At 60.4% G+C, this 17,692-nt stretch carries 15 protein-coding genes and 1 pseudogene; 8 read left to right on the top strand and 8 right to left on the bottom strand.

The annotated features are described in order from the left end of the window. The first annotated feature begins 15 nt into the window (after positions 1 to 15). Entirely contained in the window at positions 16 to 648 is a 633-nt protein-coding gene (locus ACNHGR_RS21505; RefSeq protein ID WP_475288817.1) for a tetratricopeptide repeat protein, read from the top strand. After that, the gene (locus ACNHGR_RS21500) at positions 648 to 1,280 is read left to right on the top strand and encodes a class I SAM-dependent methyltransferase (RefSeq protein ID WP_475288816.1); all 633 of its coding nucleotides are present in this window, start codon (positions 648 to 650) and stop codon (positions 1,278 to 1,280) included. Before ACNHGR_RS21505 ends, ACNHGR_RS21500 begins: the two co-directional genes overlap by 1 nt. An 11-nt stretch (positions 1,281 to 1,291) precedes the next feature. On the opposite strand, the gene ACNHGR_RS21495 is transcribed toward ACNHGR_RS21500, so the two are convergent. Beyond that, positions 1,292 to 1,738, bottom strand: coding sequence for a DUF2141 domain-containing protein (locus ACNHGR_RS21495; RefSeq protein ID WP_475288814.1), 447 nt, complete (start codon positions 1,736 to 1,738; stop codon positions 1,292 to 1,294). Positions 1,739 to 1,909: 171 nt separating this feature from the next. Here ACNHGR_RS21495 and ACNHGR_RS21490 point away from each other — a divergent pair, with 171 nt between their 5' ends. The 5 genes and pseudogenes from ACNHGR_RS21490 (at position 1,910) to ACNHGR_RS21470 (ending at position 7,271) form a co-directional block, all read left to right on the top strand. Beyond that, complete coding sequence (locus ACNHGR_RS21490) at positions 1,910 to 2,425, top strand: superoxide dismutase family protein (RefSeq protein ID WP_475288812.1); 516 nt, start codon at positions 1,910 to 1,912, stop codon at positions 2,423 to 2,425. A 42-nt stretch (positions 2,426 to 2,467) separates the two neighbouring features. Further along, positions 2,468 to 3,088 (top strand): RNA polymerase sigma factor, encoded by a 621-nt coding sequence (locus ACNHGR_RS21485; protein WP_475288810.1) that lies wholly within the window; start codon positions 2,468 to 2,470, stop codon positions 3,086 to 3,088. 76 nt (positions 3,089 to 3,164) lie between these two features. Then, positions 3,165 to 4,148 (top strand): FecR family protein, encoded by a 984-nt coding sequence (locus ACNHGR_RS21480; RefSeq protein WP_475288808.1) that lies wholly within the window; start codon positions 3,165 to 3,167, stop codon positions 4,146 to 4,148. Beyond that, positions 4,096 to 6,396 (top strand): TonB-dependent receptor, encoded by a 2,301-nt coding sequence (locus tag ACNHGR_RS21475; protein WP_475288806.1) that lies wholly within the window; start codon positions 4,096 to 4,098, stop codon positions 6,394 to 6,396. The genes ACNHGR_RS21480 and ACNHGR_RS21475 overlap by 53 nt, the downstream gene beginning before the upstream one ends. A 91-nt stretch (positions 6,397 to 6,487) precedes the next feature. Continuing rightward, positions 6,488 to 7,271, top strand: a pseudogene (locus ACNHGR_RS21470) (IS5 family transposase). 259 nt (positions 7,272 to 7,530) lie between these two features. Here the strand turns inward: ACNHGR_RS21470 and ACNHGR_RS21465 are convergent. The 7 genes from ACNHGR_RS21465 to ACNHGR_RS21435 all read right to left on the bottom strand — a co-directional run bounded on the left by ACNHGR_RS21465 (position 7,531) and on the right by ACNHGR_RS21435 (position 16,899). Next, positions 7,531 to 8,568: an IS110 family RNA-guided transposase gene (locus ACNHGR_RS21465; protein ID WP_449469137.1), complete on the bottom strand. Its 1,038-nt coding sequence runs from the start codon at positions 8,566 to 8,568 to the stop codon at positions 7,531 to 7,533. Between the two features lie 150 nt (positions 8,569 to 8,718). Then, the gene (locus ACNHGR_RS21460; RefSeq protein ID WP_475288805.1) at positions 8,719 to 10,371 is read right to left on the bottom strand and encodes an FAD-binding protein; all 1,653 of its coding nucleotides are present in this window, start codon (positions 10,369 to 10,371) and stop codon (positions 8,719 to 8,721) included. Between the two features lie 116 nt (positions 10,372 to 10,487). Beyond that, positions 10,488 to 11,603, bottom strand: coding sequence for a nuclear transport factor 2 family protein (locus ACNHGR_RS21455; RefSeq protein ID WP_475288804.1), 1,116 nt, complete (start codon positions 11,601 to 11,603; stop codon positions 10,488 to 10,490). Then, a complete protein-coding gene (locus tag ACNHGR_RS21450; RefSeq protein WP_475288802.1) occupies positions 11,600 to 12,346 on the bottom strand; it encodes a glucose 1-dehydrogenase in 747 nt (248 codons plus the stop codon). Before ACNHGR_RS21450 ends, ACNHGR_RS21455 begins: the two co-directional genes overlap by 4 nt. A gap of 85 nt (positions 12,347 to 12,431) precedes the next feature. Continuing rightward, a complete protein-coding gene (locus ACNHGR_RS21445; protein ID WP_475288801.1) occupies positions 12,432 to 14,693 on the bottom strand; it encodes a TonB-dependent receptor in 2,262 nt (753 codons plus the stop codon). A 98-nt stretch (positions 14,694 to 14,791) separates the two neighbouring features. Further along, positions 14,792 to 16,129 carry an aromatic ring-hydroxylating oxygenase subunit alpha gene (locus ACNHGR_RS21440; protein WP_475288800.1) on the bottom strand — a complete coding sequence of 446 codons (1,338 nt, stop codon included), beginning with the start codon at positions 16,127 to 16,129 and terminating at the stop codon, positions 14,792 to 14,794. A gap of 98 nt (positions 16,130 to 16,227) precedes the next feature. Continuing rightward, complete coding sequence (locus tag ACNHGR_RS21435) at positions 16,228 to 16,899, bottom strand: TetR/AcrR family transcriptional regulator (RefSeq protein WP_475289484.1); 672 nt, start codon at positions 16,897 to 16,899, stop codon at positions 16,228 to 16,230. 107 nt (positions 16,900 to 17,006) lie between these two features. Here ACNHGR_RS21435 and ACNHGR_RS21430 point away from each other — a divergent pair, with 107 nt between their 5' ends. Continuing rightward, complete coding sequence (locus tag ACNHGR_RS21430) at positions 17,007 to 17,657, top strand: TetR/AcrR family transcriptional regulator (protein ID WP_184272760.1); 651 nt, start codon at positions 17,007 to 17,009, stop codon at positions 17,655 to 17,657. The last annotated feature ends 35 nt before the right edge of the window (positions 17,658 to 17,692 follow it).

Below are 17,692 nucleotides of genomic sequence, written 5' to 3'. Positions count from 1 at the left end.
ATAGGAGAGAAAGCCATGAAATCAAAAGCCATGATTGCGGCGATCATCGCCCTGACACTGCCGACCGTTGCGATCGCCGGCATGCCCGAGGATGTGAAAGCCATTAACGATGGCTGGGCGCGCATATCCTACCAGATGAATGGATCGAGCCACCAGACGACGGCGCTCGACCAGTTGTCGCATCAGGCCGATGTCATCGTCGCCCGTTATCCGGGGCAGGCCGAACCGCTGCTCTGGCAAGGCATTGTGGTGAGCGAACAGGCGAACCGTGCCAATTTCTTCCATAAGCTAGGCCTCGCCACGCGCGCCCGCGATATTCTTGCGCGGGCCTATCAGATCAATCCCAAAGCCGGCAATGGCGGCGCCGCGATGAGTCTGGGCGTACTCTATTACAAGGTGCCCGGATCGCCGATCGGATTTGGCGACGACGCGAAGGCACGACAGTTGCTCCAACAGGCGCTGGCGCTCGACCCAAATGGCCTCGATGCCAATTACTTCTGGGGCGATTTCCTGTATGATCAGGGCGACAAGGCCGGCGCCAAAGCGGCACTGCTCAAGGCGTTGCGTGCGCCGCACGATCCCAACCGAACTGTCTGGGACTCAGGCCGTCGGAGCGAGGTCCAAGCGCTCCTGAAGAAGGTCGCCTGATGGGTTTGGCCAAGAGCCTCGCGCGCCAACTTGCGGAACCGCAAGGACTTGCCGGATCGCTGTGCGGGGCCGCGATGGACCTGGCCAATCGCGCGCCGTTGAAAATGGCCGTCGATCTGTTGCAACCGGATTTCGGAGAGACGGTACTGGACGCTGGCTGCGGCACCGGCGCGGCCAGCGTGGAAATATTGCGGCGTGCGGCATGCTCGATCATCGGGGTTGATCGATCAGCGACGATGATCCATCGCGCACGGACGCGCATGGCAAGGATCAGCGGCGGAGCGTCCGTTCGATTGCACCAGTCGACACTGGAAAATCTGCCCTGCGCGCCCCGCAGCATAGACTCGGCACTTGCACTCAACATCCTGTATTTCTGCGCTGAAGACAGCGGCATGATCGCCGCCATCCGCAAGGCATTGCGACCAAAAGGCCGTCTGGTCGCCTATGTGACGCACAGGAAGACGATGGAGAAATGGTCGTTCACCCGTGAAGGCTATCATCGCCTCTTTGACGAAGACGAGCTGTGCAAAGCACTTATCAAGGGTGGTTTTGATCCTCGGAGCATCAGCATCCGTTGTAAATCGGTCGGCCCTGGAGCGGAGGGGCTGTTCGCGCTGGCCTACGCCGGCTGAATGCAGCCTCTTTAATAATGCATGTCGATAATGATCGAACGGTTGCGCTTGTCGACAGTGAAGCTCGACGCCTTGTAGCTGGGCGGTCCCATCACATTCGGGTTGTTCGATAACCCCCAACCTTCCTTCGGGAACATCCCGAACCGCAGGTTGAGTTTCTGGTCGCCGTTGGCGTCGTGATAAGCCATCACCGCATAGTCTCCAGCGGGCAAATCCTTGAAATGAACGGAAGCGCTCGTCGAGCCAGCCGCTGTGCTCAACACCCGAAAGGCATGATCCTCATGTCGAAAGCCATCCGCGCCGTGATAGAGTATGAACCGGATCGTTCCTGAACCCGGAACGATCTGCTCTGCAGTCACGTCGAGATCGCCCGCACCAGATGTTGGCGTGGCTAGGAGCGGCGCGGCTACGGACAATCCTAAAACGGACAGCAATATTTTTGAGCGGTGTAGTCTCATCTGCTTCTCCCTGGTCCACACGCCCTGCGCGCATTGGCAAAGCGGTGACGCCGCGAGATTACTGGCACCACAGTCCCAATTTTCCGCTGGCTTTTAGTGGCTGAGGTGGCTTGCGGACGGCGGCGTCTCACTGGGTCACAACGGCTTGATCCCAAAATGTGGAGAATTCCAATGCACCGTCCGGCTCTGCTTCTGCTCGCTTCGCTGTCACTTGCCGCCGCTGCCCCTGCATCAACGGTCACAAACTATCAGCTTAAGGGCGTTGGCGGAGCAGAGGTCGGTAAGGTCACGCTCACTGACGCATCCAAAGGGGTGTTGATCCATATCGAAGTGAGCGGACTCACGCCGGGCTGGCACGCGGTTCACTTCCATGAAAAGGCCGATTGTTCGGACGCTATGTTCAAATCGGCGGGGAGTCATGTCCACATGATGACCCCAACCGTCCATGGGTTGCTGAACCCCGATGCCAACGATTTGGGCGACCTTCCCAACCTCTTTGTCGCGGCCAATGGGAGTGGCGCAACCGAAATCTTTTCGCCCCTCGTGGTGCTTCGGGCCAGCACTGGGCGCGCCGCTCTGCTCGACAGGGATGGATCGGCGATTGTCATACACGCCAAGGCTGACGATTATATGACACAGCCTATTGGTGGTGCAGGAGAACGTATAGCCTGCGCAGAAATTCGTTGAATAGGGCCATGCATTTTCTTTGGCGACTTATTTGCCAATCCTGTGCCATATGTTTGGCATCGATCAACGCTCTGCCATTCTACAGGCAGGCCGATCCGATACATTTCCCCCGGGGCCGCAGGCAGGAGGTCGGTCGTCGAAGAATTATATAAGGACGTCGGGGGTCTTACGGCCGTACTGACGACGCACCGCCCGCAACTCCTGCGTTTCTTCACCAGCCGCACCGGTAGCCCGGCTGAGGCGGAAGATGTCGTGCAGGAGATTTGGCTGCATGTGGCGCGGTCAAATATCGGGCCTGTCGCCAACCCGCTCGCCTATCTGCATCGCGTTGGCATGAACATCGTCCTCGACCGGGTTCGCGAAGGGCAGCGTCGCGCCAGACGCGAGCGAGGCTGGTCTGACGTCGCGATCGAGCAAAGAGGCGGCGAATCGACCGATGAGGGGCCGCTTCCTGACCAAGTGGTCGACAGCCGACAACAGGCAAAACGGCTGGCGGCGGCGATCGAAGCGTTACCGCAAGGAGCGGGCCGTGTTTTCCGCCTGCACAAGCTGGAAGGTCTTGGCCATGCGGAAGTGGCGGCCGAACTCGGCATTACCCGCAGTGCCGTAGAGAAGCATATGGCCGTCGCGATGCGCCATCTTCGCGAGGCGATGCAGCGATGACGAGCAAAAACTGGGGTGAAGACCGGTCGGCGGCGTTTGATCGTAAAGGGGTGACGATTATGGGCAGGAGGTCGACATGACCACGTCCGCTGACGGTGGAAGCGATATCGCGATGGAGGCGGCCCATTGGCATGCCCGCCTCGATGCGCCCGATATGGATTGGGATGCGTTTGCTGGATGGTTCGATGCCGACCCTGCGCATCGCGAAGCCTATGAAGCGGTTGCGCTTCTGGATGCCGATATCGATGACTGTCGCGACGGCATCATCGCGGCTTTGCCTGCCAATGATATCGAGCCTGACTTGCAGCCCGACACACCCCGTCGCCGCTGGTGGATCATCGGCGGCACGTCAGTCGCGGTGGCGATCGCGCTGATGCTCATGCCGCGATGGGCCACGGTCGAACCCGACGCGATGATCGCCTATCGTACCGGCCCCACGGAAACGCGGACGATTGCTCTCAAGGACGGAAGTTACATCCTGCTGGATCGTAATTCTCGCCTGGCTTTGGCCGATGACGGATCGCCCAGGGTCGAGATGCAGGCTGGCGCGGCTTATTTCGACATTCGCCATGATCCGTCACGGTCAATCGTCATTTCGGCAGGCAATTATGAGGTGCGTGACATCGGCACGACCTTCGACATGGCTATGACTCCGCAAAGGCTGAGCGTTGCGGTAAGCGAGGGCCAGTTGACGGTCGGCTCAAGCGGCGGCAGAGGCACGACTATCGTCGCGGGGCAAAGGATAGATGTCTCCGCCACTACGGGAGAGGCTCGCGTCAAGCCGGTGAACACCGCCGATGTCGGTGCATGGCGGGGCGGCCAGCTCGTCTATCAGGACACCCCGCTTGCGCTGGTGGCCATGGATATTTCGCGCTATGTCGGTGGGCCGGTCGAGGTTGATCCGGAAATTGGCAATATTCGAGTTTCGGGGGTTTTTGCGATCGGTGATGGAACCAGCCTCATCCGGCAGATCGAAGCCCTGCTGCCGATCAAGGCATTGGAAGCGCATGGTGCGCTTCGCCTTGTCAGCCGCGATGATCGCCAGCGGATGCCTAAGTGAAGCCAAGGCGCAGCCCCAACAGATCGATATTCGCGCTGGAACCTTGCCAGCCGCATTAGCTGAACTTTCAAGGCAAACGGGAGTTTCGGTCGGACTGGCGGGAATCATTCCCGCCCATCCCACGCCATCCATCCATGGAAGGATGGCGCTCGAGTCTGCCCTGCGGCGTTTGCTCAAAGGTTCAGGGTTGCAGGCTGTACCTGCCGGTCCGAATATCTGGCGGCTGGAGCCTGCACCAGCCAAAAGGCCTGCGTTGCCTCGTCCCCTCATCATAGCGAAGCTGGACGACATCATTGTCACCGCACGCAAACGGGATGAACCGCTTCGCGAGGTGCCGATATCCATCGCTGTGCTTCGCCCCGACTTTGCTCAAGCCATGGCGGCGCATCGTGGCGTGCATGATGTGCTCGCTTTTTCCGAAGGGGTCGTCACGACGAATCTGGGGCCCGGACGCGACCGGATATTTCTTCGCGGGGTCGCGGATAGCGCTTTCAACGGTTCGACACAGTCGACGGTCAATCTGTTTCTCGATGAAGCCCGGGTCAGCTACGCGACTCCCGACCCCGACCTGCGCATGGTGGACATCGATCGGATCGAAGTGCTGCGCGGGCCGCAGGGGACGCTCTATGGTTCCGGCGCTCTGGGCGGGATAGTCCGTATCGTACCGAACAAGCCGGACCTCCGGGATTGGACCGGCATGGCCGCCATGGAAGCAACGAAGGTCGCCCATGGCGGGTTCGGCGGGGTAGGAGAAGCTGTCATCAACGCGCCGATCCTGTCCGACCAACTAGCTGTGCGCATCGCGGCTTACGCGGATCAGGGCGGCGGCTGGATCGATGACGCCGAGCGTGACCGGCAGAATGTGAATCGGAGTCGCCGGTTCGGCACGCGTGCTGCGCTTGGATGGCGGTTCGCGGATGCCTGGCGCGCTGATTTCGGACTGACGGCCCAATGGCTCAATGTTCGTGACAGTCAATATGCCTTTCGCCGGCTTGAACGCAGCACTACCCTGGCCGAACCCCATGACAATGATTTTCTGGCCGCCACGGCTACGTTGCAGGGTAAGGTCGGTGCGCTCGATGTCACGTCGGTAACGGCTTATGTGACCCATGAGTTCAGTAGTATTTTCGATGCGACCTCTCAGGCAGGCCTGCTGGGTCATACAGCGCCGATTGCTTTCAAGGATTTGCGCCAGCTGCGACTGGTTACGCAGGAAGTTCGGTTAAGCGATCCTGTCGCGACCCGGCCCTGGGTCGTTGGGGCGAATTTGTTGCAGGCGGAAAACACACTGCGGGACAGCTTTCTGCCTGATGGGTCTTCGGCGGTTGAGGTGACATCGCAGCATAATGACAGCCTCGAAGTAGCGTTGTTCGGTGAGGCGACACAAAAATTCGGCGCCAAATGGTCTGCCACGATTGGCGTGCGGGCCTATCTGGCGCGTGTCGACAATGAACAGAGCGGTCAAGCCCGGCAACATGCCAGCAAGAGCGGCCTGACGCCCAGTTTCAATCTATCATGGCACCCCGATGAACATGTGATGTTATGGGTTCGCTATGCCAGTGCGGTACGGCCAGGCGGGATCAATCCGAACGGAGACCCACAGTCGCGATCTTTCCGATCGGACGATCTCAAAAGCATGGAGTTCGGCTGGCGAATAGCGTCGGCCAATAATAAAATACGCTTGAACGGCAGTCTTTTTGGTCTGCGCTGGGAGAATGTGCAGAGCGACATTCTCGGCACGGACAGCCTCATCAGGACGATCAATGCAGGTACAGCGCGGAACATCGGCGCTGAGCTTTCGGCTATGTTCCGCATCCAGCCGTTTACCCTCGAAACCAACCTGACACTTCAGCATGGCCGGCTTTATCGCCCTGCGTCTGCCGCCAATGCGCTGGGCGACGACAATCGTCTGCCGGTTCTGCCCGACTATGCCGGTGGTCTGAAACTGTCTTACGCCCGGATGCTTGCCGACCTTCCGTTTCATGCCTTTATGTCAGTCCGTTACACAGGACCTGCACGATTGAGTTTCGATCCTTCTCTGGGGCGTCCAATGGGCGACTTTTGGGTAGGCGATGTCGGTGCGGACATTTCGAAAGGGAATTGGAAGGCGGGCATTACCGTCGCAAATCTTCTCGATCAGCGCGAAAACAGCTTTGGGTTCGGAAATCCATTTACCATTCGCTCAATTGATCAACGCACGCCGTTTCAGCCTCGAACCTTATCGCTCAGGGTGGAGACACATTTTTGAATACTTCATGTTATTCAGAGTATGGACGTAGGGTCAGGACCCATTGATATAACCGGCTTGATCTGATTCAGGCTCCGCGAGGAGATTGAAGATGAGCGATCTGTATTGGCTGACGAACGAGCAGATGGCTCGGCTTGAGCCCTACTTTCCCAAGAGCCATGGCAAACCGCGTGTCGACGATCGCCGGGTGTTGAGCGGGATCATTTTCGTCAACCGGAATGGGTTGCGCTGGCGGGATGCGCCAAAGGACTATGGGCAGCACAAGACGCTTTACAACCGCTGGAAGCGGTGGGGTGACAAGGGCGTTTTCCTTCGGATGATGGAAGGTCTGGCAGCGCCTCAGGCTTCCGAACGCAGGACGGTTATGATCGACGCGACCTATCTCAAGGCCCACCGCACGGCATCGAGCCTTGCGGTAAAAAAGGGGATGCGGGCCGCCTGATTGGCCGCACGAAAGGTGGCATGAACACCAAGGCTCTCCTGAGCTTGTCGAAGGGCTTCATGCCGTGACGGATACCAATGGTCGGCCGATCAGCTTCTTCATGACCGCAGGTCAGGTCAGCGATCATATTGGCGCGGCGGCCTTGCTGGACGAACTTCCCAAAGCCCAATGGCTGCTCGCCGATCGTGGCTATGATGCCGACTGGTACCGCGACGCCTTGCAGGAAAAAGGCATCACCCCCTGCATCCCGGGTCGGAAATCCCGGAACAAGGCCGTAAAATACGACAAACGTCGCTACAAGCGCCGCAACCGCATCGAGATTATGTTCGGCCGCCTCAAGGACTGGCGACGGGTCGCGACGCGCTACGACCGGTGCCCCAACGCCTTCTTCTCGGCCATCGCCCTCGCTGCCACCGTCATCTTCTGGCTTTGATCAGTGAGTCCTTCTCTGATTGGGGCCTTTGGGTCAAGCTGCATCCTCAGTATCGTGACCGCTCCCATGGATCACTTGCTTCTCTCCGCGATCGACGCTTGGTCGCCGCATAATGGGGTTAGAAGAACGAGGCGCTTCAATCTGAGCCTCGACCTTCAGACATGCTGAGGTTCTGGACTCACTGCGAAGTCGGCTCGCCCATCGTCCCCATGGGAACGATCGCTTCCCACCCGGCTTGGGCGGAAACTGATTTATCTCCTCACACAGCCGCGACCGCCGACGCTTTACCCCAGCGGAAGTCGGTTTGATCGGTCCACATGCGATGTAAAATGACGGCGAGCTTTCGTGCGACGGCGACGCGTGCCTTTGCCAATCCGCGGCGTTGCGCGATGCGCATGCCCCACGCTTTCAGTGTCGACCATTTCGTGCAGCGCGTCAGCAATGTATGCGCGGCTTCGTAGAGAGCGGTGCGAGCGAGTTCGTCCCCACATCGACTTATGCGGCCCTGAATGTCCGTTTCGCCTGATTGGTAGCGGCGCGGCGTAAGACCGAAATGCGCCCCGACGTCGCGTGACCGCCGGAAGCGTTCAGGCTGATCAACCGTCGCGCGAAAAGTCAGCGCAGTAAGCGGTCCAACTCCAGGTACCGTCATCAGCCGGCGACAGACAGGTTCGACACGAACGGCATCCAGAACCCGCTTTGTCAGACGTGCAAGTTCAATGGCCATCGTCGCTAGGATAGCCAGTAATGGTTCGACAATGTCTGTGATGCCAGCATCCGCCGAGGCGAGCTCTCTGGCGCGCGGTGCGAACATTTTCCGACCAGGCGTGCCGAGCTTTAGCCCTGCCTCGCGTAAGACCGCACGGACCTCGTTCTCAATGTCGCGCTGCTTGTTCAGCACCATCCGCCGAGCACCAAGCAGCGCGCGGGCAGAGCGGCACGGCGGGCTCTTCACATGTACTGCCCGATACCATCCTGTGCGGATGATTTGAGCCAGGCCGCGAGCATCATTACGATCACTCTTATTGGGCATTGCGCCCATTGCGGCCTTAGCCGCGCGAGTTTCGATACACAGCACCGGAAGCCCGGCTCGGGCCATCCCCTGATGCAGCCAGGATGCCAGTGAACAGGCCTCAAGACCAATACGCTCGATCGGTAAGTCGAGTGCGGCGAAGGCATCGATTAAGGCAGCGGGGTCGCTCGACGCGCGAAGTTCGCGTTCGATCTTGCCTACCTCATCGACGATACAGATCGCTGTCTCTTCCAACGAAACATCCAGTCCGGCATAGTAGCGCATGGTTGCTCCTCCTTATGGTTGTGGCCGCTCAACACGGACCACGTCTTACCATTTTGCGAGGAGCAGCCACCCAAGCGATTCAGGGTCGGCCCCAATCACCCCATCTGAGCCTAGCAGATGATGCCGTACCCCGCCAGTCACCGATCGGCATCAATGGTTGGCAATATGCTTCCCCAGATGGCGACCGGCGAGGTAGCCGAAGGTCATGCCCGGTCCCAGCGTGCCCCCAGCGCCGCCATAGGCTTCGCCAAGCACCGCCGCCATAGCGTTGCCCGCAGCATACAGGCCCGGAATCGGATTGCCATTCCAGTCGAGCACCTGCGCGTCGCCATTGGTTTTTGGACCACCGGCCGTTCCCAGCGCGCCAGCCTCCATCTTTACGGCGAAATACGGCCCCTGATCGATCGCGCCCAGCGTGCGATAGGGTGGGTCGAAGTCCATGTCGCCCCACATGTAGAAATTGTCGTAGGTCGTATCGCCGCGACCGAAGTCGTCGTCATGGCCATCGTGGACCATCTGGTTGAAACGGGCAACAGTTGCCGCCAGCCCCTCAGGGTTGATGCCCGCAATGGCGGCCAGTTCCTCCAGCGTGTCGGCCTGCATCATGTAGGTGGGGACAGGCCCGCCCGGCGGCGTGTTGAACGTCTGATACTTGTTTCGATAGCGCGAATCGATGATCAGCCAGTAGGGCAGATTCGCATAGCTGTGGTTCCCAGCCTCGAACGCGTGCAGCGATTTGCCCAGCGCGTTGTAATTGGCCGCCTCGTTCACGAAACGCTTGCCGGTGCGGTTGACCAGAATGGCGCCGGGGCGCGCGCGCTCGTCCGAACCCAGCATGTAATTGGGCTTGGCGTCGCGGTGCTGCGGCTTGAACTCCAGCGCGCTCTGCATCCAGAAGGCATGCTGCATATTGCCCAGTTGCGCCCCCGCCTCGATCGCCATGAGGAGGCCGTCGCCCTCATTTTCCGGGACGCTGACTGGCCCCGTCAGCGGCCCGCGCAGGAAAGTCCGCACAAGGGTTTCGTTCCATTCGAAACCGCCGGTGGCGATCACGACGCCGCGCCGCGCCCGGACGCGGAAATCGCGGCCGTCAGCATCCTCGGCGACGACGCCGATGACCCGGTCGCCGTCCTTCACCAGCTTGCGCGCGCGCTTCTCGAACTCGACCGGGATGTCGCGATCCAGCACCGCCTTGAACAGCGATCCGGCCAGCGCCTGGCCCAGACCGCGATAGTCTCCGGCCTCTCGTTCGGCGAGCGTGGCTTCATCCAGCGACCCGCTGATCGCTTCCATCAGGCTGCCACGCAGCGGATAGGCCATCTTGCTGGGATTGACTCGCCCTGCCCATTTGCCCAGCCGTTCGAAAGAGAAGGCTTCATTGTCCAGCGACCGTCCGCCATCGGGCTTGGCGCCTGGCATATAGGGCTGATAGTCGGGGAAGTCGGCAAAGGCGTGGAAGCGGACAGGTGTCTTTTCCCGGAAATAGCGGATCATTTCCGGCCCGGTTTCCATGAAGGCGCCGAGCGTTTCCGGATCGAGCTGCTCGGGCGCCAGCGCGTCGAGATAGATGACGACATCTTCGTCGCTATCTTCGATGCCGGCCTCGATCTGATAGGGGTTATTGGGGATCCACAGCATCCCGCCCGACATGGCGGTGGTCCCGCCGACCATGCCGGTCTTTTCCAGGATGACGACTTCGCGGGCGCCGAAATCATGCGCGGCGATCGCCGCCGTCATGGCCGCGCCGCCAGACCCCAGAACGACGACGTCGGCCTCCAGATCCCAAGCAATATCTTCAGCCATCATCCTTCTCCCTGGTCATGTACAGAAGGCGATCGACGTCCCCCTCCATCGTTCCGTCAGGAAGCTTCTAGTTTTGAGGGGAGAGGCGCGACCACTCTTAAATGTTCTAGGGCCGATCAGTGCGGCTTGCCAGCGTTCCAGAAGCTGTAGACCGGATCGTCGCTGCCGCGCGCGCCGTGCAGGTCCAGCGCGCCATACATGCCCGATCTCTGCTCGCTGCTGACGTCGGCGCGGCTCCAGTCGCTGACGAAGGTGCGTTCGGCAATCTTCCACACGCCGTCGCGCCGCTCGAACCGGTCGATATAGCGGCCGCCCGAGAGATATTCCCGCTGGCCACCTTCCCCGTCCGATCCGCTGGCGACGGCGATCACATAGCTTTCGCCGACGGCACGGTCACCATCTACTTCGATCCACTGGTTGGCGATGGAATGGAATGTCTTGTCGAAAATGACGGTCACGATCTGGCAGATTTCCCGCGCGAAATCGGGACCGCTGCCGTTGAAGACGCCGCTGACAACAACGCTGTCCTCGTGGAATATCTCGGCCAACAGGGCCTGATCCGCGCGATCGACCCCGCGGCAATAGGCCATGGTCAGGTCTATGATCTGCTGGCGCGAGACGATTGCGTCGATCACCTCGGCGTCATGGGTGGGCGCTGTTTGCGTCATGGTCTGCCTCTCGCTGTCATATGCTTTGTTTTTTGCCACTGCGGTTGCCATCAGGGCGATGCCGGCATCGGCCGTCCCCTGTCCGCCCGCCGGGACGTGATTACCGATCGATCCCAGAGCGGCCGGCGCGACATCGGCCGGCCAGTTGAGATTGGCGTCGAGGACATAGGTCCTGTGGGTCAGCCGCCATTCCCCGTCGCGCCGTGCATGCCGGTCGAGATAGCGCCCGCAGATCAGTCGCTGCATCATCCCGCCGTCTGGGTCAGGGCTTCGCGCCATCGCCATGACATAGCTTTCCGACGTCGCCGCATCGCCATCCAGTCGCACATCCATCTGCGCCGTTCGGTGCAGTGTGACCGGCTGACCCCGCTGCGCGCCGGTCAATATGCCCGCAAAGGTGGCGGCTGCCCCCTCGTAGAAGCGATAGTCCACCGTGCCTTCTGCATGATAGCAATCGGTCAGCAGGCCCTCGTCGGTCCGGTCGACGCCCCGGCTGTGCTGCGCCAGCCGGTTGCGGATCATCTGGACATCGCCGATCTCCGCCACGCTGTAGCGGCGGGTCATTTCATCGTCTCGCCATTGTCGATGACGATATGCGTGCCGGTGATCTGCCGTGATTCAGAGGAAGCGAGGAACAGGACAAGGTTCGCCACATCTTCCGGCAAGCCTTGTCCCAGAGCATGGATTTGTTCCATGCCCGCCTCGCCTTCGGGCAGTTCGCCCATCGCCTGTCGCGTCATCGGCGTATCATGGGCACCGGGAGCGATAGCGTTGACGCGGATGCCATAGCCCTGCTCCTGACAATGGACCGCGACGCTGCGGGTCATGGCGATGATCGCCGCCTTGGCTGCGCTATAGGCCGGGATCACGCCGATGCCCTTGATCGCCGCGACCGAGGAAATGTTGATGATGGAGCCGCCGCCGCTGGCCTTCATCGCCGGGATCGCCGACTTGCAGCCGAGGAAGGTTCCTTCGATCATGACCTGAGTCTGGAGGCGAAACTCCTCCAGCGAACAATCCTCGACACTGGCGAATTTCACCAGCCCCGCATTATTGACGAGGATATCGAGGCGGCCGAACTGCGCGACGACCTGCGCCACCGCGTCCTGCCATTGCTGTTCGTCGCGCACGTCATGCTTGATGAAAATGGCGCCGGGAATCGACGCTGCCGTCTCGCGCCCCAATTCCTCCTGCACGTCGGTGATCGCCACCTTCGCGCCCTCGCTCGCCAGCTTGCGCGCGTCCGCCGCGCCCAGCCCCGACGCGCCACCAGTGATCAGCGCGACCTTTCCTTCCACTCGACCCATCAGACTTTCTCCTGATTATGGGCCGACGTCCCACAAGAGCGATGGTCCAGCGGAACGTCGACAGACATGGTTTTAGGCGCGCCGATCAGAAACTATAGCTAGCAGAAGCGCCAAATTGCCGTGGAGGGGCATAGCCCGCGATGCCGCCATAACCCGGCGAGTCATAGACGGTGGACAGATAGCGACTGTCGAGCAGGTTCTTCGCCCACAGGCCCATCGACCATTGTTTGCCGGGCGGATTGAAGGTCAGCGATGCGTCGACCAGATGCGTCGGCTGAATGCGCGAGCGCGGCGTGTCCAGAATGGCGGTGTAATATTTGCTGCTGGTGTAGGAGTAGGAGAAATCGCTTACCAGTTCCGCGCCGCTGCCGCCCAGCGGGATCACGAAATTGGCGCCCAGGGTTCCACTCCACTTTGGCGCGTTCTGCAAGCGATAGCCCTTCAGGTCGAGCGTGCTGCCTGTCACCGCGTCTGTATAGAGGAAGCTCTTGTAGGTGGCATCGAGATAGGCGAGCGACGCACGCAGCGTCATGCCTTCCACTGGAACTGCTGTGGTCTCGAATTCGAAGCCCTTGATCTGCGATTTGCCGGCGTTGAGGATACGATTGCCTTGCGTGCTCGTCGCGCTGTCAAAATAGATCTGCGCCACCTGCATGTCGCGATAATTGGTGTAGAACAGCGCCAGGTTTGTACGCAGCCGCCGGTCCAGGAAATCGGCCTTCAGCCCGACTTCGAACGTGTCGACCGTTTCGGGATCATAGGGATTGGCCCCGTCCGCCGGCACGCCTACACGCGCGGTGAAGCCGCCCGACTTGAAGCCGCGCGTCCAGCTGCCGTACACCAGCTGCCGGTCGCCCAGCTCGTAATCCGCGCCGACCTTCCAGCCGACATTGTTCCAGCTTTCGCGCCCGCCGGTGACGAAGCTGCCGATGATGGTATTGCCCTCGCCTGTATAGTTGGATCCGGCCGGATCGCCGATGCTGGTGATGAGGGACGGCGTCGAAATCGTGCGCTCGTGCGAATAGCGGATGCCTGCCTGGAGCTTCAGCCGATCGGTGACCTGCCAATAGCCCTGGGCGAAGCCGGAGAGGGAGTAATTGTCCTGATCCTGCAGGTTGATCTGGAGCAGGCCGGGCGCCGCGAATTGAAGGCGATAGGCTTGGATATGGTCGTAATGATTCTTGAGGTAGAAGCCGCCGATCAGCAGGTTGACGCTGTCGCTGAGGTCGATCGCGGTACGCAGTTCCTGGCTGAACTGCCAGCCTTCGGTGCGGCGATAGGTATCGTTCTTGAAATCGGGCGTGCCATCCTGGTCAGTAAATTCCGTCAGTTTGAATTTCTTGTAGGCGGTGATGGAGGTTAGGTCGCCCAGCGGCGTGTTCTTCCAGTTCATCGTCAGATTGCCCGAATAGGTGTCCATGTCGGACATGTCAGGCACGCTGTTGTTGGCGCTGTAATATTTGTCGGGCGCAAAACATTGTCCGCCGCCCCGGCAGGGGCTGATATACATGCCATTATTGCCCGGCGCCTCGTAGATCGCTTCACCGGCATAAGCGCCGCTGATGATGATCGGTGCGCCGTTGCGGGCGTTCACATATTCACCCTGCAAGGTCGCGTCGAAGTCCGCACTGGGCGTGAAGCGCAGATAGGCGCGATAGGCCTCCAGATTCTTGGACCCCATATCCGACCCATCGACGACGTTGGTGACGAAGCCTTCGCGCTGGGTGTGGATGGCGGCGACCTTGGCCGACAGGACATCCTTGATGATCGGCACCTCGATCGATCCGGTCACGTCGAAGCGGTTATAATTGCCGTAGACGGCCTTGACGTTGCCGCCAAACTCACCGGTCGGCTGCTTCGTTACGACGTTGATGACGCCGCCGGTAGTATTGGCGCCGAACAGTGTCCCCTGCGGCCCGCGGAGCACCTCGATCCGGTCGACGTCATAGAGGTCGAGTAGCGCACCCATGGAGAAGAATTGCGGCACGCCGTCGACCACGATCGACACAGTGTTACCGGCATAGGGGTCTGGCTCAATCACGCCGATGCCACGAATAGTGAACACCGCACTCTGCGGCGTGTTGGCGAAATTGTCGATCTGGACGTTGGGTATGGAGCCCTGCAACGCCTGCAGGCTGGTCCCTTGGGTAGCGGCCAGCGCGTCGCCGCCGATAGCGGTTACGGAAATGGGGACGTTCTGAAGATTTTCGGACTTCTTCTGTGCGGTGACGACGATGTCCTGGATGCCGACCTGTGGCTCGGCTTCACTCTGGGCTATCGCGAATGCCGGGAAAAGCAACGCTGTGCTTGTGGCCAGGGCGCTCGCCATCATCATGCGATTTCGCATTTTGGTCTCCTCTAGGTTTCTGTTTTTTTGTATGCCGGGGCTGCAACTGGTACGGAGCCGCCGTCACGCCCCGGCCGGGCGGCGGCGGCTCAATTCTATCAGCGCCGTCCTTCCAGATAGTCGTTCAGCACTTCATGGAAGAAGCGGACGCGGGTCTCCTGGCCGGTCAGATAAGCGTCGTCATAACCGCGCGAATACATGCCCCGCTGCTGCCCTTCGGCCAGCATCATGTCCTGATAGACGATCTGCCCTTCGATCTCCGGCACGCCCCGGCCATTATCGAAGTCGCGCACTTCCATTTCCGCTTCGCGCAACGGCTGCGGACCGGCCATGATCGACTCGACGACCTCCTGCCCCTCCACCGGAAAAGCCATGCACCACAGGTCGAACGTGCATTTGTTCGGGTCGGTCGGGTGCGGCTCGGTGCGAAAGAAGATGAGATTGTCCGGCAGGAAGCTGATGGTGACGTTGGGGAACATCACTGTGTGCGGGCTGTCGGTGATCTCCTCGTCGTCCATATGTTCGTAATGGACATAGCCCCGCTCCTGCCACAGCCGGCGTTTGGCGGCCTTGAGGTCCAGCCAGCCCTGCATCGCCTTGGTCTCGTAATCGGGATAGGCGTCAGGATCGATGTCCCACTGGCGCAGGATATAGTCGAACGGGTGCGGCACGCCGTCGGGCAGGCGATCGCTCAACGACGGGCGCATCGGCTGCACGGTGCGGCCATGGCCGTTCGGATACATCTCGTGCCGCGCGGTATCGACATCCTGGTCGATCCATGGCGGCACCTGAGGATGCGCGGTGCGGGTGTGGTAGCTCTCCGAGAAATTGTCGGTGGCGAACTTCCAGTTGGTGTTGAGGTTGATCTTCATCCACTTGACGCGGACGGCCGTATCCATCGGATAATTTTTGTAGATTTCCGGCATGGGCGACAGATAGTCGAGCAGTTCGGGCGCATCGTCGTCCATCGTGTACCAGACGAAGCCGCCCCAAGTGGCACAGCGCAGTTCTTTCAGCTTCAGCTTCCCGCACGGATTGCCCTGCGGAAAATCATGCGCGTCCTGGGCATAGTCCAGCACGCCGTCCTTGCCCCAGATCCAGCCATGATAGGGGCACTGGAACCGATCGGCGGCACTGCTGTCGTTGACCAGTCGCATGCCGCGATGGCGGCAGGCATTGTAGAAAGCCTTGATGGACCCGTCGTCCTGCTTCACGCAAAAGACGCTCTCGTTCATGAAGTCGTGGAGCATATAGTCGCCCGGCTCTTCCAGCTCGGCGGTCCGGCCCGCGACGTGCCAGATGCGCGTCCACATATGGTCCCATTCGCGCTGCATGAATTCGCGCGAGGTGTAGCGGTCGCCGGTGATCGGATCGCCGCGCAGATTGCCGACGTCGCGCCCGTCGATCGTCAGCGGATGCGTTGGTGTGACTGTCATCTACCCTCTCCGGAATTTTCCGTGTGAACGTAGAATGCCATGGCGAGGGTTCAGGCGAACCTATTGCTACTGATAGAAATCCGGCGCCGTTGCCGGTTTTATACTTTGGCGCTGATGATTCCTGTCTGCAGCTTGCGGACTATATCGATCAGCAACCCCTGAATACGGGCAACGCGACCCGCATTTTCGAAGATCGGTTGATGGACCAGCAATCCCATATAAGCGACCATGGCAAGGTCGTTGGCCAGTTCCAGCGCGGAGGCGTGATCCTTCCACTGCGGAAAATAGCGCAGCATCTCGGTCGCCCAGACCCGATCATATTGGCGAGCGGCGGGCAGGAACGACCGGTTCAGTTCCTCGTCCGTCCGTGCCGCGATCGCCAGTTCCAGATAGGCGGCATATTCCGGCGTCTGCACGCTCGCCCAATAGGTGTCGGACGCAGACTCGACGTCGGCCGCCTCTCCCTTTTCGATCAGCATCGCGACATAGTTACGCAGGAAGCCTTCCATCCGCTTGTAGAAGACATGCTCGATCAGGGCCGAAATGAGTTTTTCGCGGCTCGGGAAATGATGGTGCATCGCTCCGCGCGAGACTTGCGCCATCTGCACGATATCGTTGGTCGACAGCGCGGCATAGCCCTTCGCCACCAGGCAGGTCATCGTGCATTCCAGGATGCGAATGCGCATCTCCTGGCTCTTGCGCTGTTGCCAGGGCGCTTGCGGATCGACCAGATGCGTGGGTCGCATCTGCTCCAGCAAGCGCGCGATCATCTCGTCCAAAATTCTGCTCCTGTCCTGCCATCAAACGCCTACGCGCGGCTCACGCGCATGGAAAGTCCCCCTTGGCATTTGCCTGGCCAAGCTGCATGGCGGAACCCATGGCCGAGCCCGATGCCCTGACGACCAGACTGACACCCCGCCAAGCGCAGCGGCGCGAGCGCATCCTGAAGGTGACGCAGCAACTCACCAGCGAGCATGGCTATGATGGCGCCTCCATGCGTGCCATCGCCAAGGCCAGCCATGTCGCGGAAAAGACGCTCTACAATATCTTCGGCAGCAAGGACCGGCTGATCGCGATGGCCGCGCAACAGCGCAGCGCCGACACGTTCGAGGCTGCGGCGCGCGAAGCCCCGCAAGGCGGCGTTGCTTTTCTCCTCGCATTCGGACGTGCCGTGGCGGACGTCACGCTGGACGATCCGGCCATGGCACGCGTCCTCTCCCAGGTGCTGCTCGATCATTCCGATCTCGTCGGCCTCAACGACCTTTATGATCATTATGTCGGCACGGCCTATGACCAGATGATCCGCGATGGCGCCGTCGATGAGCACACCTCTCGCAGTGGTTTCGCGCGCCTCTATCGCCTCAGTATCGTGTCGATCGTCGTACTCTGGGCGAAAGGAGAGATTGCCGACGCAGCCCTGGGCACGCATCTGGAACTGGAGGTCTATCGCAACCTCCTCCCCATCGCTCGCCCGGCCTTCGCCAAACAGGCGTTGCGGCGGTCCGGCGAAATCGCCCGCATCCTCTAAACCCTATCAATAGTTACAGCGTGCTGTAATTATGT

Source organism: Sphingobium sp. RS1, assembly GCF_056156825.1.
The sequence above is the reverse complement of the archived record's forward strand: the minus strand, read 5'-3'. Positions and strand labels throughout refer to the sequence as shown.